Source organism: Latilactobacillus sp. VITA-14 (assembly GCF_046580785.1).
In the GTDB taxonomy this organism is placed as follows: Bacteria; Bacillota; Bacilli; order Lactobacillales; family Lactobacillaceae; genus Latilactobacillus; species Latilactobacillus curvatus.
The window spans coordinates 13,321-36,381 of record NZ_JBJKTM010000006.1 but is presented as its reverse complement, the minus strand read 5'-3'; the positions used below and the strand labels follow the sequence as shown (position 1 = coordinate 36,381).

General features: G+C 43.3%; 21 protein-coding genes, 1 pseudogene and 1 CRISPR repeat array. All 22 genes and pseudogenes read left to right on the top strand.

The genetic code is table 11. From position 1 onward, the window contains the following. Positions 1–5 precede the first annotated feature (5 nt). The 22 genes and pseudogenes from ACF1X7_RS03980 (at position 6) to accC (ending at position 23,057) form a co-directional block, all read left to right on the top strand. Positions 6–827 (top strand): MetQ/NlpA family ABC transporter substrate-binding protein, encoded by an 822-nt coding sequence (locus tag ACF1X7_RS03980; protein ID WP_004270942.1) that lies wholly within the window; start codon positions 6–8, stop codon positions 825–827. Positions 828–955: 128 nt separating this feature from the next. Beyond that, positions 956–5,061 (top strand): annotated as a pseudogene (gene cas9 / locus ACF1X7_RS03975) (type II CRISPR RNA-guided endonuclease Cas9). A gap of 226 nt (positions 5,062–5,287) precedes the next feature. After that, positions 5,288–6,193 (top strand): type II CRISPR-associated endonuclease Cas1, encoded by a 906-nt coding sequence (gene cas1 / locus ACF1X7_RS03970; RefSeq protein WP_004270938.1) that lies wholly within the window; start codon positions 5,288–5,290, stop codon positions 6,191–6,193. Next, the gene (gene cas2, locus ACF1X7_RS03965) at positions 6,171–6,476 is read left to right on the top strand and encodes a CRISPR-associated endonuclease Cas2 (protein WP_411162443.1); all 306 of its coding nucleotides are present in this window, start codon (positions 6,171–6,173) and stop codon (positions 6,474–6,476) included. Before cas1 ends, cas2 begins: the two co-directional genes overlap by 23 nt. Continuing rightward, positions 6,473–7,144, top strand: coding sequence for a type II-A CRISPR-associated protein Csn2 (gene csn2 / locus ACF1X7_RS03960; protein WP_064777231.1), 672 nt, complete (start codon positions 6,473–6,475; stop codon positions 7,142–7,144). The genes cas2 and csn2 overlap by 4 nt, the downstream gene beginning before the upstream one ends. Before the next feature lie 26 nt (positions 7,145–7,170). Further along, positions 7,171–8,197: a CRISPR direct-repeat array (repeat unit 36 nt; unit sequence GTTTTAGAAGAGTATCAAATCAATGAGTAGTTCAAC). Positions 8,198–8,344: 147 nt separating this feature from the next. Beyond that, a complete protein-coding gene (sufC, locus tag ACF1X7_RS03955; RefSeq protein WP_064777230.1) occupies positions 8,345–9,127 on the top strand; it encodes a Fe-S cluster assembly ATPase SufC in 783 nt (260 codons plus the stop codon). Between the two features lie 12 nt (positions 9,128–9,139). Continuing rightward, positions 9,140–10,441 carry a Fe-S cluster assembly protein SufD gene (gene sufD / locus ACF1X7_RS03950; protein WP_004271204.1) on the top strand — a complete coding sequence of 434 codons (1,302 nt, stop codon included), beginning with the start codon at positions 9,140–9,142 and terminating at the stop codon, positions 10,439–10,441. After that, positions 10,422–11,660 carry a cysteine desulfurase gene (locus tag ACF1X7_RS03945; protein WP_411162442.1) on the top strand — a complete coding sequence of 413 codons (1,239 nt, stop codon included), beginning with the start codon at positions 10,422–10,424 and terminating at the stop codon, positions 11,658–11,660. Before sufD ends, ACF1X7_RS03945 begins: the two co-directional genes overlap by 20 nt. After that, the gene (sufU, locus tag ACF1X7_RS03940; protein ID WP_411162441.1) at positions 11,647–12,138 is read left to right on the top strand and encodes a Fe-S cluster assembly sulfur transfer protein SufU; all 492 of its coding nucleotides are present in this window, start codon (positions 11,647–11,649) and stop codon (positions 12,136–12,138) included. Before ACF1X7_RS03945 ends, sufU begins: the two co-directional genes overlap by 14 nt. Then, positions 12,135–13,538 carry a Fe-S cluster assembly protein SufB gene (sufB, locus tag ACF1X7_RS03935; RefSeq protein WP_035187061.1) on the top strand — a complete coding sequence of 468 codons (1,404 nt, stop codon included), beginning with the start codon at positions 12,135–12,137 and terminating at the stop codon, positions 13,536–13,538. The genes sufU and sufB overlap by 4 nt, the downstream gene beginning before the upstream one ends. 218 nt (positions 13,539–13,756) lie before the next feature. After that, a complete protein-coding gene (locus ACF1X7_RS03930; protein WP_411162440.1) occupies positions 13,757–14,578 on the top strand; it encodes a DNA alkylation repair protein in 822 nt (273 codons plus the stop codon). A gap of 136 nt (positions 14,579–14,714) precedes the next feature. Continuing rightward, positions 14,715–15,428: a MerR family transcriptional regulator gene (locus tag ACF1X7_RS03925; RefSeq protein ID WP_065825609.1), complete on the top strand. Its 714-nt coding sequence runs from the start codon at positions 14,715–14,717 to the stop codon at positions 15,426–15,428. A gap of 4 nt (positions 15,429–15,432) precedes the next feature. Continuing rightward, the gene (locus ACF1X7_RS03920) at positions 15,433–15,987 is read left to right on the top strand and encodes a GNAT family N-acetyltransferase (RefSeq protein ID WP_064777225.1); all 555 of its coding nucleotides are present in this window, start codon (positions 15,433–15,435) and stop codon (positions 15,985–15,987) included. A 225-nt stretch (positions 15,988–16,212) separates the two neighbouring features. Then, positions 16,213–16,677 (top strand): 3-hydroxyacyl-ACP dehydratase FabZ, encoded by a 465-nt coding sequence (fabZ, locus tag ACF1X7_RS03915; protein ID WP_039099143.1) that lies wholly within the window; start codon positions 16,213–16,215, stop codon positions 16,675–16,677. Beyond that, positions 16,678–17,658 carry a beta-ketoacyl-ACP synthase III gene (locus ACF1X7_RS03910; RefSeq protein WP_039099144.1) on the top strand — a complete coding sequence of 327 codons (981 nt, stop codon included), beginning with the start codon at positions 16,678–16,680 and terminating at the stop codon, positions 17,656–17,658. Between the two features lie 23 nt (positions 17,659–17,681). Further along, entirely contained in the window at positions 17,682–17,921 is a 240-nt protein-coding gene (locus ACF1X7_RS03905; protein ID WP_039099145.1) for an acyl carrier protein, read from the top strand. A gap of 4 nt (positions 17,922–17,925) precedes the next feature. Continuing rightward, positions 17,926–18,861, top strand: coding sequence for an ACP S-malonyltransferase (locus ACF1X7_RS03900; RefSeq protein ID WP_411162439.1), 936 nt, complete (start codon positions 17,926–17,928; stop codon positions 18,859–18,861). Continuing rightward, positions 18,854–19,585 (top strand): 3-oxoacyl-[acyl-carrier-protein] reductase, encoded by a 732-nt coding sequence (gene fabG / locus ACF1X7_RS03895; protein WP_039099148.1) that lies wholly within the window; start codon positions 18,854–18,856, stop codon positions 19,583–19,585. The genes ACF1X7_RS03900 and fabG overlap by 8 nt, the downstream gene beginning before the upstream one ends. A gap of 12 nt (positions 19,586–19,597) precedes the next feature. After that, entirely contained in the window at positions 19,598–20,830 is a 1,233-nt protein-coding gene (gene fabF, locus ACF1X7_RS03890) for a beta-ketoacyl-ACP synthase II (RefSeq protein WP_064777221.1), read from the top strand. Positions 20,831–20,833: 3 nt separating this feature from the next. Beyond that, positions 20,834–21,271: an acetyl-CoA carboxylase biotin carboxyl carrier protein gene (locus ACF1X7_RS03885; protein WP_064777220.1), complete on the top strand. Its 438-nt coding sequence runs from the start codon at positions 20,834–20,836 to the stop codon at positions 21,269–21,271. A 3-nt stretch (positions 21,272–21,274) separates the two neighbouring features. After that, positions 21,275–21,697, top strand: coding sequence for a 3-hydroxyacyl-ACP dehydratase FabZ (gene fabZ, locus ACF1X7_RS03880; RefSeq protein WP_039099152.1), 423 nt, complete (start codon positions 21,275–21,277; stop codon positions 21,695–21,697). Positions 21,698–21,710: 13 nt separating this feature from the next. Continuing rightward, positions 21,711–23,057 (top strand): acetyl-CoA carboxylase biotin carboxylase subunit, encoded by a 1,347-nt coding sequence (gene accC, locus ACF1X7_RS03875; protein ID WP_221276588.1) that lies wholly within the window; start codon positions 21,711–21,713, stop codon positions 23,055–23,057. Positions 23,058–23,061 lie beyond the last annotated feature (4 nt).

The following is a 23,061-nucleotide window of genomic DNA, read 5'->3' as shown; positions in this document are numbered from 1 at the left end:
TTTTCATGAAAAAACACAGTTTAGGATTATTAGCAGCAGTCTTCTTATTAGCGGGCGCACTTGCCGCTTGTGGTAACAAAGAAGCGAAGTCAGACAGCAACACAATCGTCGTTGGGGCATCCGCAATTCCACACGCCGCGATTTTGAAACACGTTCAACCGGAGTTGAAAAAAGAAGGCATCAACCTCAAAGTAAAAGTCTTCAGCGATTATGTTTTACCCAATAAAGCTTTAGCGAGTGGCGAATTAGATGCGAACTACTACCAACACAAACCCTTTTTGAAGAAGGCCAATAAAGATAACGGCTACGACTTAGTCAGTGTTGGCAGTATTCACTTAGAACCGCTCGGCTTATACAGTAAACAAGTTAAAAAATTGAGTGATGTGAAATCAGGTGCGAAAGTATTAGTTTCAAGCAGCCAGCCAGACTGGGGCCGTGTTTTAACAATTTTAAAAGACGGTGGCTTAATCACCTTGAAATCGGGCGTAAATGCTGAAAACGCAACGTTTAAAGACATCGCTAGCAATCCCAAACACCTCAAGTTTGAGTACACATTCGAACCAAAACTCATGCCTGAACTTTTGAAGAATGATGAAGGCACCTTAGTGGCGATTAACTCGAACTATGCTGTGCAAGCCGGTCTCAACCCTGAAAAGGATGCTGTGGCCCTTGAAAAGCAATCTTCGCCATTTGCCAACATTGTTGTGACAAATAAAAAAGACCGCAATAACCCAGCTATCAAGAAGCTCGTTAAAGCGCTCAAATCAAAATCAACGCAAGAATGGATTAAGAATAAATGGCACGGCGCAGTGTTACCAGTTGAATAATGATCAAAGACAAGTCATTAAGACTTGTCTTTTTTTGCTGTTAGCATGTGTAATTCTTAACTTAATTGGAAAAAGCGGGTTAAATTGGATATACTATCATTGAATATAAACTTTTAGGGGGAGTAAGAATGAGTCGTCCGTATAATATTGGTTTAGATATTGGTACTAGTTCAATTGGGTGGTCAGTGGTTGATGACCAAAGTAAGTTGGTCAGTGTAAGAGGTAAATATGGTTATGGGGTTCGTTTATACGATGAAGGACAAACAGCCGCAGAACGGCGCAGCTTTAGAACAACACGTCGCCGATTAAAACGACGTAAATGGCGGTTAGGATTGTTAAGAGAAATCTTTGAACCCTATATCACGCCGGTTGATGATACTTTTTTCTTGCGGCAAAAACAATCAAACCTAAGTCCGAAGGATCAGCGAAAGTTATATCCACAAACAAGTTTATTTAATGATCGAACAGATCGGGCATTCTATGACGATTATCCAACGATTTACCATTTAAGATATAAGCTAATGACCGAGAAACGTCAATTTGATATTCGCGAGATTTATTTAGCGATGCATCATATTGTGAAGTATCGCGGGCACTTTTTAAATGAAGCGCCCGTTTCATCCTTTAAGAGTAGCGAAATTAATTTAGTGGCTCATTTTGACAGACTAAACACGATTTTTGCTGACTTGTTCAGTGAATCTGGCTTTCAACTAGAGACGGATAAATTGGCGGAGGTCAAAGCGCTCTTATTGGATAATCAACAAAGTGCTAGCAATCGGCAAAGACAAGCATTATCACTGATTTATACGCCAAGTACGAATAAGGCAGTTGAAAAGCAGAATAAGGCGATTGCGACAGAATTATTAAAAGCAATCTTGGGGTTAAAAGCGAAGTTTAATGTGCTTACTGGGATCGAAGCCGAAGATGTTAAAGCATGGACACTCACTTTTAATGCAGAAAACTTTGATGAAGAAATGGTCAAGTTAGAGAGTAGTCTTGATGATAATGCCCATCAAATTATCGAAAGCCTACAGGAACTTTATTCTGGTGTTCTATTGGCGGGAATCGTTCCTGAAAATCAATCATTGTCGCAAGCGATGATCACGAAGTATGACGATCATCAAAAGCATTTAAAAATGCTAAAAGCGGTACGGGAAGCGTTAGCACCTGAAGACCGACAGAGATTAAAGCAGGCTTATGACCAATATGTTGATGGTCAAGAAAATACGAAGGCCTATTCGAAGGAAGATTTTTATGGAGATATCACAAAAGCCTTAAAGAACAACCCAGATCATCCGATTGTGAGTGAAATTAAAAAATTAATTGAACTTGATCAATTTATGCCAAAACAACGGACCAAAGATAATGGGGCAATCCCGCATCAACTACATCAACAGGAATTAGACCGGATTATCGAGACCAACAACAATATTACCCCTGGTTAGCGGAACTTAATCCCAATTCTAAACGGCAAACAGTCGCTAAATATAAATTGGACGAATTAGTGGCCTTTAGAGTGCCGTACTATGTGGGGCCCCTGATTACGGCTGAGCAGCAACAACAAAGCTCCGATGCGAAGTTTGCGTGGATGATTCGTAAAGCAGAAGGCCGGATTACACCGTGGAACTTCGATGATAAAGTGGACCGTCAAGCATCCGCTAATGAATTCATTAAGCGCATGACAACGACTGATACTTATTTATTGGCTGAAGATGTACTCCCTAAGCAAAGCTTAATTTATCAACGGTTTGAAGTGTTGAATGAATTAAACGGACTTAAGATTGATGACCAACCGATTACGACGGAGTTGAAACAAGCAATATTTACGGATTTATTTATGCAAAAAATAAGTGTAACAGTGAAAAATATTCAGGATTACTTGGTATCAGAAAAGCGCTATGCAAGTCGTCCCGCAATTACTGGTCTATCTGATGAGAATAAATTCAATAGTCGATTAAGTACGTATCATGACTTAAAGGCGATTGTTGGGGATGCGGTTGAAGATGTTGATAAACAAGTCGATTTGGAAAAATGTGTTGAATGGTCAACGATTTTTGAAGACGGCAAAATATATAGCGCCAAATTGAATGAAATCGATTGGTTAACGGATCAGCAACGTGTGCAATTAGCTGCTAAACGCTACCGCGGTTGGGGTCGTTTGTCGGCTAAATTATTAACGCAAATCGTCAATGCGAATGGACAACGAATCATGGACTTACTCTGGGATACAACGGATAACTTCATGCGGATTGTGCACTCTGAAGACTTTGATAAATTAATTACTGAAGCTAATCAAATGATGCTAGCTGAAAATGATGTACAAGATGTTATCAATGATTTATATACGTCACCACAGAATAAAAAAGCGCTCCGCCAGATTCTGCTTGTTGTCAATGACATTCAAAAGGCCATGAAAGGCCAAGCGCCAGAACGGATATTGATTGAATTTGCGCGCGAAGATGAAGTGAATCGACGACTTTCGGTGCAACGTAAGCGCCAAGTTGAACAAGTCTATCAAAATATCAGCAATGAATTGCTAAATAATACTGAAATCAGAAATGAACTTAAGGATTTATCGAATTCTGCATTGAGTAATACGCGCTTATTCTTGTACTTCATGCAGGGTGGTCGGGATATGTATACGGGTGATTCGTTGAATATTGATCGTTTATCGACGTACGATATTGATCATATTTTGCCACAATCGTTTATTAAGGATAACTCACTAGATAATCGGGTATTAGTTTCTCAAAAAATGAATCGTAGTAAAGCAGATCAAGTACCGACCGACTTTACAAGCGTTGAACTTGGTAAGAAGATGCAGCTTCAGTGGGAACAGATGTTGCGAGCTGGGTTAATTACCAAGAAAAAATATGATAATTTAACGTTAAATCCTGATCACATCAGTAAATACGCCATGAAGGGCTTTATTAATCGGCAATTAGTAGAAACACGCCAAGTCATTAAGTTAGCGACAAATCTATTGATGGAACAGTATGGTGAAGACAATATTGAGTTAATTACGGTTAAGAGTGGGTTAACCCACCAAATGCGAACAGAATTCGATTTTCCGAAGAATCGTAATCTAAATAACCACCATCATGCATTCGATGCTTATCTGACCGCATTCGTTGGTCTGTATCTATTGAAGCGCTATCCTAAATTAAAACCTTATTTTGTATACGGTGAGTATCAGAAGGCAAGTCAGCAAGATAAGTGGCGTAACTTCAATTTTCTAAATGGTCTAAAGAAAGACGAATTGGTTGATGAAAATACTGAAGCGGTTATTTGGGATAAAGAATCCGGTCTAGCTTATTTGAATAAAATTTATCAGTTTAAGAAGATTCTAGTGACTCGCGAAGTGCATGAAAATTCGGGAGCGCTATTTAATCAAACGCTCTATGCGGCTAAAGATGATAAAGCAAGTGGGCAGGGCGGCAAGCAATTGATTCCCGCTAAACAAAATCGACCAACTGCGCTCTATGGTGGGTACTCGGGGAAGACCGTTGCCTACATGTGTATTGTACGCATTAAAAATAAAAAGGGTGATCTCTATAAAGTCTGTGGTGTTGAGACAAGTTGGCTAGCGCAACTTAAACAACTGACGGATGAAGACTCACAAAAGGCATTCTTAAAGCAAAAAATTAGTCCGCAATTTACAAAAGTGAAGAAACAAAAAGGAACGATTGTGAAAGTGGTCGAAGACTTTGAAGTCATTGCACCACATATCCTAATCAATCAACGTTTCTTCGATAATGGTCAAGAATTGACATTGGGCTCTGCGACGTATAAACACAACGAGCAGGAACTGATTCTCGATAAAACGGCTGTTAAATTATTAAATGGCGCGCTACCTTTAACACAGTCTGAAGAACTCGCTGAACAAGTTTATGATGAAATCTTAGATCAAGTGATGCATTATTTCCCACTGTATGATACTAATCAATTCAGAGCTAAATTATCTGCGGGTAAAGCAGCCTTTATGAAGTTACCGTGGAAGAGTCAATGGGATGGTAATAAGATGGTGCAGGTTGGGCAACAAGTTATATTGGATAGAGTTCTAATTGGATTGCATGCAAATGCAGCAGTTAGCGACTTAGGAATTTTAAAACTAACAACACCATTTGGTAAGTTACAAAAATCTTCTGGAATTTATTTATCACCTGACACCCAAATTATCTATCAATCTCCAACCGGTTTATTCGAACGACGAGTAGCTTTAAGGGATTTATAAATAAAGCTAGCCTGTCATTAGTGTAATGATGGGCTAGCTTTTTGGTTTGAAGGCATAAAAAAAGGCCTCATAAGAGGCTCAGAATAGAAAACTTGGTCCGAAGACCTTGTTTGATTTTAACTCAGAGTATCAAATCAATGAGTATTTCGATTGAGTGTATCAAGCTCAACAACAGCATTATAGCATGTTATCATTTTGAAAACAAGGATGTAGGGGGTAAATTTTTATGAGTTGGCGAACAGTTGTGATTTCACAACATGCAAAGGTTTCTTATTCTGGACGGAAGATTATTGTCCAGACAAAAGATGCAACACACCAAGTACCAATTGATGATATCCAAATTTTGTTAGTTGCGACTACACAGGCCGTTTTAACGGCATCAGCGATTACTGAGTTGAGTGAAGCTGGCGCTAAGATTATTTTTACAGGCAAAGACGGTAATCCAACTTGCGAAACAATTGCGGATTATCCAGGAAATCGTAGTCTCGCGTCGATCCAGCAACAGGTTGAATGGGGAACGGGGTTGAAAGAAACCTTATGGACGGCGATTATTCAAGCTAAAATAGCGATGCAAATTCAATGTGCACAATTGTTAGGAAAGGATATTGAAGACTTAACAACAGAAGCTGATGCAATGGTATTTGCTGATCGAACAAATCGAGAAGCCGTGATTGCGCGCAAGTATTTTCAGTTAGTTTTTGATAAAGACTTTGTTCGAACGGAGTACAGTCCCATTAATGCAGCCCTTAATTATGGTTATAGTTTGTTGTTATCAGCCGTTAATCGCGAAATTGTTTGTAATGGCTATTTAACACAGTTTGGCATTCATCATCACAATGGCGTCAGTGATTTTAATTTGGGTTCCGATCTAATGGAACCTTTTCGACCAGTGATTGATTATTGGGTGGCACATCAAAAGTTTAATGAATTAACCCCTGATGTTAAATTTGGTTTAGTGGAGTTACTGAATCTTGAGCTAGAATATAATGGACAGATCACAATTCTTAGAAACGCACTCACTAAACACGTACAGAATTGTTTGAAATTCATGACAACTCCGAAAGAAGAGTTTGAAGTAAAGGTGGTAATGACTCACGAGGTACCGAATAATGCGCTTATTAGTCATGTTTGATTTACCAGTTGAAACGAGCGAGGATCGCAAGGCATACCGTCATTTTAGAAAAGCGCTGCTTAACGAAGGTTTTTTAATGATTCAATATTCTGTTTATGTTCGAGTTTGTGTCAGCAAACAATCGGCACAGTTTATTGAGAACCGAATTGCTGGCTTTACTCCGCCTGCAGGCTTAGTACAAACGTTGATGGTTACTGAGCAACAATATAATAAAATGCATTTCTTACTGGGCGAATCGAGTGATGACGTCCGTAATTCTGCTGAGAGGACGTTAATTTTATGAACATTACTTTTTATCCATACCAACCCTTTAGCGTTCAGAATAAGAAAATAACGGTTTGCAGTACAAGTAGTCCAGAAGTGTATACCAAACTCATTGCAGGGATGTCCGGCGCACAAGAGACCGTTAAATTTAGCAATGATCAATACGAATTAATGGATTATTCAAAGGCTGTTATTTGGGGTGGGGATGTGGCAGCAATTAATTTGAATCATCTATTTCAAAATCGGTTGATTAAAAAATTCGCCGCCGACTTAACGGATCAGCAGCGCCAGAAATTAACTCAGTTAGATAGTGAGATTCGTTCAACGATTTTGGATGCGGCCTTTATGTATGAATTGACCTTAGATGTCAACCAGGAATGGGATCTTCAAAGAATGATTAAGTTCTATAATTTACAATTTTCGACTGCCGTCCAGCATGACCCATATGGTATAATTGAGAGTATAGTACAGACAGCAGTAGAGTTAAATGAATCAAAAATAATCACGTTGATCAACGTTTCGCACTATCTCAGTATCAACCAATTTAATGAATTGGTGAGGTTGGTGGCGACATTGAATGTGAAACTCTTTCTCATTGAATTTTCAGAAGAAGTTAAATCTGATCAGTACCAGAAATGTTGTTATTATCACATCGATAATGATTATGTCGAATGGCGCTATGAATAAAATGGAATTCTGATGAAAAAACGACGGTTTTAGAAGAGTATCAAATCAATGAGTAGTTCAACATGTCCTGTCCATGTACCTTTAACCTGCGTGTTTTAGAAGAGTATCAAATCAATGAGTAGTTCAACTCTTAAAAGGGTGCTCAATAAACACACCATGTTTTAGAAGAGTATCAAATCAATGAGTAGTTCAACTTCAAAGTTTTCAGGCTTTAACCTGTCTTCGTTTTAGAAGAGTATCAAATCAATGAGTAGTTCAACGGCAGAAATGGGAGTTATATCCGATTTTTAGTTTTAGAAGAGTATCAAATCAATGAGTAGTTCAACTGCATCTCTAATCCATTCACTCACCACTTTGTTTTAGAAGAGTATCAAATCAATGAGTAGTTCAACTTAGTATTAATAGTAGTTATTTGGAAGAAAGTTTTAGAAGAGTATCAAATCAATGAGTAGTTCAACATCAAATGACACCCTGCTATGCATGTTGCAGTTTTAGAAGAGTATCAAATCAATGAGTAGTTCAACACGAGTTCCTACGAACGCGTGAGAGTCAATAGTTTTAGAAGAGTATCAAATCAATGAGTAGTTCAACGTTTAATCATTGTCTCGCGCTTAATCATACGTTTTAGAAGAGTATCAAATCAATGAGTAGTTCAACCTGTGTTCCTTCGGGCACGCCGATTGCATCGTTTTAGAAGAGTATCAAATCAATGAGTAGTTCAACACAACTTCTAAGAATAGTGTCGCTGTAGGTGTTTTAGAAGAGTATCAAATCAATGAGTAGTTCAACGTATCCGCGATACATTTTATGGACGTGTAGGTTTTAGAAGAGTATCAAATCAATGAGTAGTTCAACAACCCATTCTAACCAACCGCCATCAACAGTGTTTTAGAAGAGTATCAAATCAATGAGTAGTTCAACCGACGACTTACCATTCTAGGGAGTGGCAGCGTTTTAGAAGAGTATCAAATCAATGAGTAGTTCAACCCTATGGGACGGCTTGTCCGATGGTTGAACGTTTTAGAAGAGTATCAAATCAATAAGTTATTTTTTACCTATTTCCCCAGGAAAGCTATTGATAAAGATCACGTCGCCTGCGTGGTCTTTTTTCATGCATTCAAGCATTGAAAACAGTTCTCAATTAGCATAGAATTAAGAGCGTATAATAATTGCTAGAATGCGATTCTTGGAGGGTCATCTATGTCTAAATTAGAGATTATCGATTTGCACGTCGGCATCGACGGTAAGGAAATTTTAAAAGGTGTTAACCTGGAAATGAACACGGGTGAAATTCACGCGATCATGGGACCTAACGGGACTGGGAAGTCGACGCTTTCGGAAACGATTATGGGCAATCCCAAGTATGAGGTACTACAAGGTCAGATCAAACTAGATGGCCAAAATATTTTAGAAATGCCGGTTGATGAACGCGCCCGTGCGGGGTTATTTTTGGCGATGCAATATCCTGCTGAAATTCAAGGGGTAACGAACGCTGAATTCATGCGTGCAGCGATTAATGCACGTCGGGCTGAAGATGATCAGATTTCAGTGATGGCTTTCTTGAAAAAATTAGATCAACGGATGGCATTCTTGGATATGACGGAAGAAATGTCAGAACGTTACTTAAACGAAGGATTTTCTGGGGGTGAAAAGAAACGGAATGAAATTCTGCAATTGATGATGATTGAACCCAAATTCGCCATCCTAGACGAAATTGATTCCGGACTTGATATTGATGCCTTGCAAGTCGTTTCAAAAGGCGTGAACGAAATGCGCGAGGCTGATTTTGGCTCATTAATCATCACACATTATCAACGGCTCTTAAACTACATCGTGCCAGATTATGTGCACATCATGATGGGTGGCAAAATCGTCACGACTGGTGATGCGTCACTTGCAAAACGTTTGGAAGACGAAGGTTATGTCGGGATTCGTGACGAATTAGGCTTGGATATCAAATTGACTGACGACGAAAGTAAATAGGGGGCGATTTTGATGAAGAAAACTTTAGCCATCACGCCTGAACAAATCGCGTCATTCTCACAATTGCATCAAGAACCGGCCTGGTTTGCTGAAATGCGTCAAGCAGCGTTTGCGCAAATTGAGCAACTCGAACTGCCTATCTTTGAAAAAATTAACTATAAACATTGGCCAGTGATGGCAGCAAATGCGCCAACAGCCGTTAAATCCGATTTGAGTTTAATGCCATCTGCGGCAGCGAATCTTTCAGCTGATCAACCGTACGCAGTACAGATTGGTCAGACAACTGCCAAGTTAAATTTACCGGCAGAATTGGCAGAACAAGGTGTCATTTTTACCGACATTTTCACCGCGTTACAAGAACATCCTGATTTGGTACAACAATACTACATGCAAGTCACAGTGAAACCGAACGAGGATCGCTTAACGGCTTTTCACACAGCTTTGATGAACAGTGGGCTCTTCTTGTATGTGCCGAAAAATGTGGTGATTAAGCAACCCATTACGGCTTATTATGTACAGGACAGCACTCAACCCGCTGATTTTATTCATCACGTCCTCGTAGTAGCCGAACAAAACAGTGAATTTAGTTATCTTGAAAACCTCCAAACAGCGGGTGACCACAAGAACTTAGCAAACGTTGTCGTGGAAGTGATTGCTAAAGATAACAGTCACGTTCATTTTTCAGCGGTTGATGCCTTTGGAAAATCCGTGACGACTTACTTGAATCGCCGGGGCCACTTGATGCGCGATGCGCGGATTGATTGGGCATTGGGATCAATGAATGATGGCAATATCATCGGTGACTTTGATTCTGATTTAGTGGGTGCTGGATCACATGCTGAAACGAAAGTGGTCGCCATCTCAACTGGTAAACAGATTCAAGGGATTGATACGCGTGTGACGAATATTGGGCCGCGTTCAATTGGGCACATCTTGCAACATGGCGTCATTTTAGAAGATGCGACGTTAACGTTTAACGGGATCGGGCATATTTTAAAAGGGGCTAAGGGTGCCGATGCCCAACAAGAAAATCGCGTCTTGATGTTATCGCGGACAGCACGCGGGGATGCGAACCCACTCTTATTAATTGATGAAAATGACGTGCAAGCTGGCCATGCTGCCAGTGTCGGGCGCGTTGATGAACAACAAATGTATTATTTAATGAGTCGCGGTCTTTCAAAAGAAGTCGCGCAACGACTTGTAATTCGTGGTTTCTTAGGCGCTGTTCTAAGTGAAATTCCGGATAAAAACGTGCGCCAACAATTAACGGACACGATTGAAAGGAAGTTAATCGATGGTCAACCAGTTAAATGATTATCGGTGCGACTTTCCGATTTTAGACCAAATCGTCAATGATGAACCACTTGTTTATTTAGACAATGCGGCGACCACCCAAAAACCACAAGCCGTGATTGACCGGTTGGTGGCTTATTACCAAAATGACAATGCGAACGTGCATCGTGGTGTGCATACTTTAGCTGAACGAGCAACCGCCCAGTATGAAGCCGCGCGCACGAAGGTCCAAACCTTCATCCATGCCGCTGCGAGTGCCGAAGTGATTTTCACAAAAGGGACGACGCAAAGTTTGAACTGGGTTGCAGGCAGTTTCGGCCCAACCGTGGTTGAAGCCGGCGATGAAATCATGATTAGTGTGATGGAACATCATAGTAATCTCGTGCCGTGGCAACAACTGGCGCAGAAAACGGGCGCGAAATTGCGTTACATCGACTTATTACCGGATGGACAACTCGATTTAGAGTCAGCACGCCAGGTGATTGGGCCTAAGACGAAAATTGTTAGTTTGGCGCATGCTTCCAACGTACTTGGGGTTGTCAATCCGATTAAAACAATTGCGGCTTTAGTCCATGCACAAGGCGGTTACATGGTGGTCGATGGTGCACAAGCCGTGCCGCACATGATGGTTGATGTGCAGGCACTTGATGCGGACTTTTACGCCTTTTCAGGGCATAAGATGCTTGGACCAACCGGCATTGGTGTGCTTTATGGCAAGCAAGCATTACTTGAACAGATGCCACCCGTGGAATACGGCGGCGAGATGATCGACTTTGTGGGCTTACAATCTTCAACGTTTAAAGAATTACCGTGGCGTCTTGAAGGTGGAACGCCAAACATTGCGGGGGCAATTGGCTTAGGGACCGCCATTGATTATTTAACGCAAATTGGGATGGATCATATCCAAGCCCATGAACAAGCGCTAGTCACAATGGCTTTACCGCAGCTCCAAGCAATCGACGGCCTCACGATTTATGGCCCACAAGATGCCGCCCAACGCACCGGTGTGATTGCCTTTAATCTCGACAATTTACATCCACATGATTTAGCGACCGCCCTCGATATGGAAGGCGTTGCCGTACGTGCTGGTCATCACTGCGCACAACCGTTGATGCGATGGTTGAACGTTGCCGCAACCGCGCGCGCTAGTTTTTACCTCTACAATACCGAAGCGGACGTGAAAACGTTCGTGACCGCCATTCAAGCAGCAAAGGAGTTTTTCCAAAATGGCACTCTCTAAATTAGATAACTTATATCGGCAGGTCATTCTTGACCATTCGCAACATCCGCATCATCATGGTCACTTGACGACTGCCGATCATGAAATTGAATTACGCAACCCCACCTGTGGCGATGTGTTACAACTTGAACTGGTGCTCGAAGACGGGCAGATTAGTCAGATTGCTTTTTCAGGGGAAGGCTGTACGATTAGCCAGGCTTCTGCCAGCATGATGACCGATGCCGTGATGCATAAGACACCGGCGCAAGCGGAGGCGATGATCGAACGCTTTTCGGATATGATGATTGGTGATCGTGACGAAGACTGGTCATTGTTAGAAGATGCCGCGATTTTACAAGGGGTGCAACAATTCCCTGCGCGGATTAAATGCGCGACTTTAGCTTGGAAGGCGCTCCACAAAGCCTTAAATAGCGATGACCGACGTGCAACAACCGGTCAAATGATGAACCACGCAGAAACGGAGGAAACTAACAAATGACAGAAGAGACAACGATGCCCCAATTTGAAGAGTACGACTACGGCTTTAGCGACGATGTAGAGCCCGTCTTTTCAACTGGGCGCGGTTTAACGGAAGACGTTGTGCGCGCCATCTCGCGTGAGAAAAAGGAACCACAATGGATGTTAGATTTCCGCTTAAAATCATTTCACGCTTATGAAAAAATGCCAATGCCAGATTTCGGACCGGACTTATCCGATCTTGATTTAGAACACATGTTGTATTATCAAAAGGCAACGGACAAGCAATACCGCGATTGGGAAGATGTTCCCGACAAAATCAAAGAAACGTTTGATCGCTTAGGTGTGCCTGAAGCCGAACGTAAGTATTTAGCAGGTTCCAGTGCGCAATATGAATCAGAAGTGGTTTATCACAACATGCGTGAAGAATTCGAAAAACTTGGGATCATTTTTACCGATATGGATACCGGTTTACGCGAATACCCTGAAATTGTGAAGGAATACTTCAGCACGTTGGTCAAACCAACTGATAATAAATTCTCAGCGCTTAACTCGGCCGTTTGGTCAGGTGGCACGTTCATCTACGTTCCAAAAGGCGTGCGGACGGATATTCCAATCCAATCGTACTTCCGGATTAACGCCGAAAATTCAGGTCAATTCGAACGGACATTGATTATTGTCGATGAAGGCGCCAGCGTGAACTACGTTGAAGGCTGTACTGCACCAAGCTATTCAAGTGATAGCTTGCACGCAGCGGTCGTTGAAGTCTTTGTGAAACGGGATGGCTATTGCCGTTACACGACCATTCAAAACTGGTCAAAGAACGTTTATAGTTTGGAAACTAAACGGGCCCAAGCCATGGAAAATGCGACAATGGAATGGGTCGACGGGAATCTCGGTTCGAAGATGACCATGAAATACCCAAGTGTCTACCTCGATGGTGAAGGTGCCCGCGGAACCATGCTCTCAATCGCCGTCGCCGGCGAAGGCGTTGATCAAGACAGTGGCGCGCGGATGATTCACGCTGCGCCGAATACGTCATCCTCAATCGTTTCAAAATCGATTGCCAAAGATGGCGGGGCCGTTGATTACCGTGGGACTGTTCGTTTTGAACGCGACAGTGACGGTTCGTTTGCCCATGTCGAATGCGATACGATTATTATGGATGACCGCTCCAGCTCTGATACGATTCCGTACAACACAATTCTAAACGGCAACGTTTCAATGGAACACGAAGCCAAAGTCTCTAAAATTTCAGAAGAACAACTCTATTACCTGATGAGCCGTGGCATCTCGGAAGCCAAAGCAACCGAAATGATCATCATGGGCTTCGTCGAACCATTCACCAAGGAACTCCCAATGGAATATGCGGTGGAATTGAATCGATTGATTAGTTATGAGATGGAAGGAAGCGTGGGATAACAAAAAGGCTGTAACCCTTTGATGGATGTGGGGTTACAACCTTTTTTGGTTTTAATAATACTTGAATTTAATGAAAATTTAGATGAAGAAATTATTTGAAGTAATGTCAAATAATTGTCAGAACTGTACAACATCTGAGTAGTAGTTTGAAAGAAACAGCAAGTCAACATCACCTAGGAACCGTCAGAAATAGCATAATTTCTTGTATATATTATTAAGTGGTAGATTGTAAAATTAATCCGAACAGCGTTCGGATTAATTTTACAATCTACCAATCATCATCAGCGGAATTTGCTATTCGGACGTTTATCCTGCAGGAACCAGACCGGACGATGTCGCAGATGCAAGCATGGGCACAGAGTTCGAATGCACATGTGCGGCGCTTAGCGAGTGAGGGCTGTCGACCACGCTTGCCATGGGGTGAATCGTTGCCAATTTTTAAGGCGGATCCCCAACCGGTCCTCGCGATTTTGGAACAGTTGAAAAACGATCCTGAATTATATGTCCGACGAAGTGTCGCCAATAATTTAAACGATATTGCCAAAGACCATCCCGCGCTTGTGATTCAGACTGCACATCGTTGGCAAGGGGCATCGCCTGAAGTCGATTGGGTCATTCGGCATGGTTGTCAGACCCTTTTGCGCAAAGACTTCGTGTCCGTGCGTGATTTGTTCGGCTATGCAGGTGATCGACAAGATCAGCCGTTAGTTGTGGCAGCCACGATCACAACACGGTCAAAAGAAGTGGCAATTGGTGATCGGTTGGCGTTTGAATACCGCATTCGTTTTAGGGCGGAAGCCGGTTTATTAATTCGGGTTGAATACGCGGTGGATTACGTGAAGGCAAACGGCCAACAATCGCGCAAACTATTTAAATTAGTTGAAAAGAAAATTGATGGTCGACAGGGACTACAGGGTGAACGTCAAATTAACTTTAAAGACCTTACAACTCGCAAGCACTATCCTGGTCTACATCAAGTCGCGTTGATTGTGAATGGACAAGCGGTTGCAAAGACTGAGTTTGAAGTTAGACGGGGTTAATTTTGAAACGTGTTTTTGAAGCTAGATTTCTGCGCTTAACCAGTCGCTGTTAATGCTCAAAATCTGACCAACTTCAAAAACACTCTGTTGACCTTTGGGTTACCCTAGGGTTTATACTTTTTTGTGAGGTGAGAAGATGGCTGAAAAATTGTTGACGATTTCGAAATTTGCACAATTATTTAACACGACCCAACATACGATTCGCCATTATGAACAGCAAGGCTTATTGCAACCAGCAACAATTGCAGCCAACGGTTATCGGCAATATGGGATGGCAGAGGCATATCAGTTGTCCTTTATTTTATTCCTGCGCCAATTAGGACTATCGCTAGCTGAAATTAAGGCCATCTTAACAAGCGATTATTCAGAACAAACATTATTGCTGAATAAAAAACAAGCGTTGCAAGAAGAAATTGCACGTCTACAGGCCTTAGAGCAAACCATTGATGATCAATTGCAACAGGTTAACCAACAAGATACATTGCAAGTTGATCAGCCCATTCATTTACGCGTTTTGCAACGGCTACCGTTTGCGCAGGACTTTGATTTATCAGTTGTCGAAACGATTGATTGGCAGCCTGATTGGATGCTGCGTCAGCTTTATTATGTGATTAATGAGACGGATTACGCGATTTGTATGGCAACACCAGCAGTCAGTGATTATCAGATTGACGCTGGGTGTTATGTGACGACAACGATTGAAGCCGCTAGCGGTGCGGAATTTGATTCAGCTTTGGCAGCCATCACCACTCACCAAACTTTACCGCTAATTGGGATTGAAATGCGCGGGACTTTTTTAAGTCCTGGCAAACACTTAGCGGTTAAAATACTAGGAAACCGGAAGGAATAACAAGATGCAACTTGAAACACAACGCTTAATCCTCAGACCATTTGAACTGACAGATGACCAAGCTATTTATGAATATGCAAAGGATCCAGACATCGGTCCGATTGCTGGCTGGCCAGTTCATACGAGTGTCGCGCATAGTCGTGAACTCATTCAAAATTATTTGATGGCCAAAGCAATCTTTGCCGTTAATTTAAAAACAGCACCCAATCATGCTATCGGTAGTGTGGGGTTGGAATTGGTTGAAAACGGCGGCGGACAACCCTTTATGGGGGCTAATGATGCCGAAATTGGCTATTGGATTGGCGTTCCTTATTGGGGTCAAGGGTTAATTCCAGAAGCCGCGGAAAAGATATTGGCGTACGGGTTTGAAACACTCAAACTGGATAATATCTGGTGCGGTTATTACGATGGCAACCAACAATCTAAACGTGCCCAAGAGAAGTTAGGCTTCCAACCAGTGCTCACAATTGATGAGATGTATAATCCGCTATTAGATGATACGCGGCAAGAGCATTTTACAAAAATGACGAAGGCACAGTGGCAAGCGCGTCATCAATAATTATTGAAGCCCCCAACCATTTCGGCTATTACGAATGGTTGGGGGCTTTTTTATTTAATGTTTCTAAATACTGTTTAAAAACAGGCGTGATACCGCTTTTTACGCGTCATAATTGTCGAATTTCCGTGAATGCAAATTGACTTCAAAAAAAAGCTGTGGTATTGTTCATGAATAGAAAAACAATACACCGTATTGTATTTTCTAAAAAATAAATAAGGAGGCATTATGACACGCTTAAATACAACTGAGATTATGGCATTAATTCCGAACCGGTATCCGATTATTTACATCGACACTGTTGAATCGTTAGTTCCAGGTCAAGAAGTAGTGGCGGTAAAAAACGTCACGATTAATGAGCAGTTCATGCGCGGGTATCGACCTGATGCGCCACAAATGCCGAATACCTTGATGATTGAGGCACTCGCACAGACGGCTTCGATATTAATCCTAAAGTCACCAGAATTTTTTGGTAAAACAGCTTACTTGGGGGCGGCTAAAAATGTCGTGTTCAATCGCGTTATTTTACCAGGGGATCAAATTAAATTTACCGTGACGCTTACAAAGAAAAAAGAAAACATGGGTGTTGTACAAACCCACGCAACCGTTAATGACCAAGTGGTGTGTGAAGCTGAGTTGACCTTCGTGGTGGCACCACGCGACGATCTGCTCAAAAGTCAGCAGGCGACGTAAATGGCTTATCGAATAATAGCGACAGCCAGTGCGGTGCCGGATAAAATTGTGACCAACGACGATTTAGCAGAGATTCTCGAAACATCAAATGACTGGATTGAAAGCCGCACTGGCATTATCGAGCGGCACATGGCCGTTGATGAGAATACGTCTGATTTGTGTTATCGCGTCGCTGAAAAATTATTAGCACAAGCCAATGTTGCCCCAGAACAAATTAAGGCAATCATTGTCGCAACGATGACGCCGGATTATTACACACCAGCCACTGCGGCAATTGTCCAAGGAAAGTTAGGGGCAACCCACGCTTTTGCGTTTGATATCAGTGCTGCTTGTTCTGGTTTCACGTATGCACTTTCAGTGGCACGGGGCTATATTCAATTTTCCACCGACTATGTTTTAGTGATTGGTGGCGAAGTGACTTCAAAAGTTTTGGACTGGTCTGATCGTAGTTCTGCTGTCTTATTTGGCGACGGAGCTGCGGGCGTGCTGCTTCAAGGGACATCAGCAGAAGCGGATGGTTGGTATGGGGAACAATTACTGACGATTGGTAGCCAGAGTGAACAACTAACGTCAGGCTATACACCAGTCACGCAAGCCAACTTTGGTCAGGTTGGTCAAACGCATATTCAAAGCAGTTTTTTCCAAATGTCGGGGCAAGCGATTTATCAATTTTCGACGCGCCAAGTACCTCAGGCAATCGAAACGGCCGTTTTAGCAGCGGGCTTATCGTTGGACCAAGTTGATCATTTCTTGGTGCATCAAGCAAATGCACGGTTGATTACGAGGATGGCGAGCAAACTTAACCAACAACTAAGCAAATTTCCAATGAATTTACAGCACTATGGCAACACCTCTGCCGCAAGCATTCCGTTGTTATTGGCGGAACAAGTCGCAACCGGGCAAATTAAGCGCGGTGACCTCTGCGTCTTATGTGGCTTCGGCGGTGGGTTGACCATCGGGATTCAAATCATCCAATACTAAAAAATAATAAGGGGTTTTAAACCATGACAAAAGCAGAAATCTTAAAAAAAGTACAAGCCGTAATTGCAGAACAATTAGACGTAGAAGAAAGCCAAGTGGTGCCAACCGCCAATATTCGTGAAGATTTAGACGCTGATAGCTTGGATATTTTTGAAGTGATGAACCAACTTGAAGATGATTTAGAAGTGAAACTCGATCCAGATGAATCAATTGTGACCGTTCAAAATGTTGTTGATTACATCGATCAAACAATGGCGAAGTAAGCAAATGACGAAAATCGGGCTCTTGATGAGCGGCCAAGGTAGCGAAAAAGTCGGAATGGGCAATGACTTATATCAAACATATCCGCAATACCGTGCGGTGATTGATCAAGCAAGTGCTTATGCAAAGTTGAATTTACCAGCCATCATGAATGATGCAACACTTTTGGGGCAAACGCGCTACGCACAACCTGCTCTGGTTGCAATGAGTGTCGGTATTAATGCGCTATTAGCAGATGCCGATATTGCGGTAGCTGGAGCGATTGGCTTGAGCTTAGGCGAATACGCCGCGTTGATTACGAGTGGTCAGCTTTCATTAGCAGAAGGCATGCCGCTAGTTGTTCAACGGGGAGCATTGATGCAAGCAGCAATCGGTGATCAAGCACATGCGATGGCCGCAATTTTAAAACCGGATATCGCCCAAGTGGAAGCCGCCTGTGCAACGTTACAGGCGCAAGGGCAACAGGTGTCGATTGCTAATTATAATTCACCACAACAAATTGTGGTCGGGGGCACGGAAGCTGGTGTGGCTGCATTACTAACAGCGTTACCTGAAATGCGGGCGCTGCGCTTACCTGTCAAGGGGGCGTTTCACACCCCGCTTTTTGAACAAGCAGCGCTCAATTTCCAAACAGCGCTAGCCGCAGTGGACTTTCAAGTCGGCGATTATCCGGTGATTAGTAATACGACTGAAAAGCCATTTGCACCGGATTCAATTCGGACAACGCTAGTGGCCCAGATAGCGCAACCGACTCATTTTGCAACGGGCTTGCGACAACTTGCGGATAGTGGTGTAACAACCCTCATCGAAGTTGGCCCAGGCAACGCACTTAGCAAATTTGCCCGCCAAACCGTACCTGATTTGGCGCGCTTTAATGTTAGTAATGCTGACCAATTTGAAACAGTTGTTACCAGTTTGAAGGGAGAATCAATCAATGACTAATGATCAAAAAGTCGCCGTGATTACCGGTGGCAGTCGCGGGATTGGCCGGGCAATTGCATTACGCTTTGCACAAGCCGGTTACCAACTTGTGCTCAATGCGCGCTCTGCATTGAGTCCTGACTTAATGGCAGCGATTGAAGACTACGGTGTGCAGTATGCATTTGTTCAAGGCGATATTACTGATCCAGAAACGGCTACACAAATTGTGACCACCACGTTTGAACGTTTCGGTCAATTAGACGTGCTCGTGAACAATGCGGGAATCACCAACGACAAATTAGTGATGGCGATGTCGGTCGCGGATTTTGAAGCCGTAATCGATGTTAACTTGGTTGGGACTTTCCGCGTGACCCAAGTCGCCTTTAAGAAAATGTTGCGCCAACGCAGCGGTTGTATCATCAACCTGTCGAGCGTGATTGGGCAACACGGCAACGTTGGGCAAGCTAATTATGCCGCTAGTAAAGCTGGCGTGATCGGCTTAACCCAGTCGCTGGCCAAAGAAGGCGCGTTGCGCGGCGTGCGGTGTAACGCGATTGCACCCGGGATGATTACGACTGAAATGACGGCCGCTTTGAAACCCAGCATGCAAGAAGCGATTCAAGCGCAGATTCCATTGCAGCGCTTTGGTACGCCGGAAGAAATTGCCGATGCCGCTTTATTTTTAGCAGAAAACACCTATGTGACGGGGCAAGTTTTGACCGTCGATGGTGGAATGACGATATAAGTGAGGTTTGAAATGACAAGAGTTGTAATTACAGGAATGGGCGTTGTCGCACCATTAGGCAACGATGTCGAGACATTCATGCGCCGGGTATTAGCCGGCGAGTTGGGCATTGGCCCGATTACCAAGTTTGATTCACAAGCAACCGGTGTTTCGGTCGCAGCCGAAGTCGTTGATTTTGACGTGACTAAGCGGGTTGGTAAGAAAAAAGCGAAGCGGATGGATTTATTCTCACAGTACGCACTCGATAGTGCACTGGCAGCGATGGACCAGGCGAATATCACGCCAGAAAATACTGATCCAGCCGATATGGGCGTCATTTATGGTTCAGGGATTGGTGGGTTAACCACGATTCAAGAACAAGTAACCCACATGGTTGAAAAAGGGGCGGATCATATCTCACCAATGTTCGTGCCCAAATCAATTGGCAATATGGCTGCGGCTAACATTGCGATTGAAATTGGTGCACAAAATATTTGTACGACGATTGTGACGGCTTGCTCGAGTGGGGCTAACGCAATTGGTGAAGCCTATCGCCAAATTAAAGAAGGCCGCGCCCAAGTGATGGTGACCGGTGGTTCTGAAGCGTCCATTAATGAAATTGGGATTGGCGGCTTTGCTGCTTTATCGACGCTCTCAACTGCGACTGATCCAGCGCAAGCATCCTTACCATTTGATGCGCGGCGCCAAGGATTTGTAATGGGTGAAGGTGGGGCGACACTGATATTAGAAAGTCTCGAACATGCACAAGCGCACAATGCGATTATTCTGGGCGAAATCACGGGGTATGGGACCAATTGTGATGCTTACCATATGACGTCACCGAATCCCAACGGCGAAGTGGCTGCGCGTGCAATGCAAATGGCAATTGCTGAAAGTCAGATTACACCGGCTGATGTTGATTACGTCAACGCCCATGGCACTGGGACAGTTGCGAATGAATTAGCCGAATCAGCTGCACTGCAGCGCGTGTTTGGGACGAATAATAAAGTCCAAGTTAGCAGCACTAAAAGTATGACCGGCCATTTATTAGGGGCGGCCGGTGCTTTGGAAGCAGTCATTACGGTGGGGGCATTAACGGCGGGGATTTTACCGCCCAATGTTGGATTGCAAACACCAGACTCTGACTGCCAAGTCAATTTGATTCGCGAACCACAATCAGCGCCAGACGCCCAATATGGGATGAGTAATTCATTTGGCTTTGGGGGGCACAATGCAGTTTTGGTGTTCAAGAAATGGAGCGATTAAGGCATGAAATATGATCAAGTGAAAGAAATGGTGGCATTATTCAACCAATCAAGTAACCAAGAAATGCAACTTGAAACAGATGATATCAAGTTATATCTCAACAAACAGGGGAGTAGCCACCCAGGTGCAACCCATGCACCAAAGATAGCGGAAACTGATCCAATTGAATCGATTGAAAACACACCGGTTGAAGAATCTGAGGGGGCCGCAATTGAAGCGCCGCTTGTCGGTAGTATTTATCTCCAACCAGCACCTAACGATCCACAATTCGTGACGGTTGGTCAAACTGTCGCTGTCGGGGATGTTGTGTGTGTGATTGAAGCAATGAAGATGATGACGGAAGTTAAGAGTCCCGTTGCAGGCACAATTACCGCAATTCTCGTTCAAAATGAAGAATTAGTCGAATACCACCAACCGCTATTCAAAGTGAAAGAAGGTTAATTAATGTTAGATAGTACGCAAATCCAAGCGATCTTACCACATCGCTACCCGATGTTATTAATTGATCGCGTTCTCGAACATGAACCAGGTCAATATGCGATTGCCCGCAAGAATGTTTCGATTAATGAAGCTGTCTTCCAAGGTCATTTTCCGGGGAATCCGGTTTTACCGGGTGTCTTTATTTTAGAAGCAATGGCACAAACTGGGGCAATTGCCTTGTTGACGCTTGATGATTTTAAAGGACAAACGGCTTATTTTGGCGGGATTAAATCCGCTAAATTCAGACAAGTTGTGCGCCCTGGGGACACCCTAGAAATTAAGGTGACCCTTGAGAAATTAAAGGATCGCATCGGCGTTGGCAAGGCCATCGCAACAGTTGATGGCAAAAAAGCTTGTACCGCAGAATTGACGTTTATCATTGAATAGGAGGCTTTAAGCGATGTTTAAGAAAGTATTGGTCGCCAATCGCGGCGAAATCGCATTACACATCGTACGCACGCTCAAGGAAATGGCGATTCCTTCCGTTTCGGTTTATTCCAAAGCCGATGCCAGCAGCTTACACGTCCAATTAGCGGATGAAGCCGTTTGTATCGGTGGTAATCGTCCCCAAGAATCCTATTTGAACATGCAAAATATTTTGTCAGCCGCAATCGGGACAGGCTGCGATGCCATTCATCCCGGTTACGGCTTTTTATCTGAAAATAGCCAGTTCGCTGAGATGTGTGAAGCGTGCGGGATTACCTTTATCGGGCCTTCGAGCAACGTGATTGCGCAAATGGGGGATAAGAGTCAGGCTAAAATCAGTATGCAAGCCGCTGCAGTCCCATTGATTCCAGGGAGTGCTGGGCCACTTGCAGATTTTGAACAGGCCGAAGAAATTGCCGCACAAGTTGGTTACCCCGTGATGCTCAAAGCAGTCGCCGGGGGTGGTGGCAAAGGGATTCGGTTCGTTGAATCAGCCGAACAATTAGCGGATAGCTACGCGCAAGCACAATTAGAAGCCGCTGGCGCCTTTGGCAACGATCAACTCTACTTAGAAAAAATTATGTTGAATGTTAAACACATCGAAGTCCAGATTTTCCGTGATCAGTTCGGCAATGCCGTCTATTTTCCAGAACGCGATTGTTCGATGCAACGCTTTAAGCAAAAGGTGATTGAAGAAACGCCGTGCCAGTTGATTACTGAAGCGCAGCGCCAACAGTTAGGTGCAATTGCGCTTAAAGCAGCTGAACAAATCAACTACGTGAATACAGGGACGGTCGAATTTTTAATGGATGAGGCGCATCAATTCTATTTTCTAGAAATGAATACGCGCATTCAAGTTGAACATCCAGTGACTGAAATGGTGACTGGCATTGATTTAGTGCAAGAACAGATTAATGTGGCGGCCGGTTTACCATTATCATTCACACAGGCGGATGTGCAAAGTCGCGGCTATGCACTCGAGTGTCGCTTAAATGCTGAAGATCCCGCCAATCATTTTGCGCCGTCTGCTGGGACGATTAATTATTTATACTTACCAGCCGGCAATTTAGGTGTACGGATTGATACGCACTTATATAGTGGCTATGCAATTTCGCCTTTTTATGACGCGATGATTGCAAAGCTCATTACGTGGGGGGCAACGCGGGAAATCGCGATTGCCAAAATGCGGCGATTACTCAGTGAGTTAATTGTCTCTGGCATTCAAACTAACGCCCAATTCCAACAAATGTTATTGATCGATCCTGTCTTTTTAGACGGGACGGTCACAACGGATTACTTAACGAATAAGGAAACAGAATAGAGGA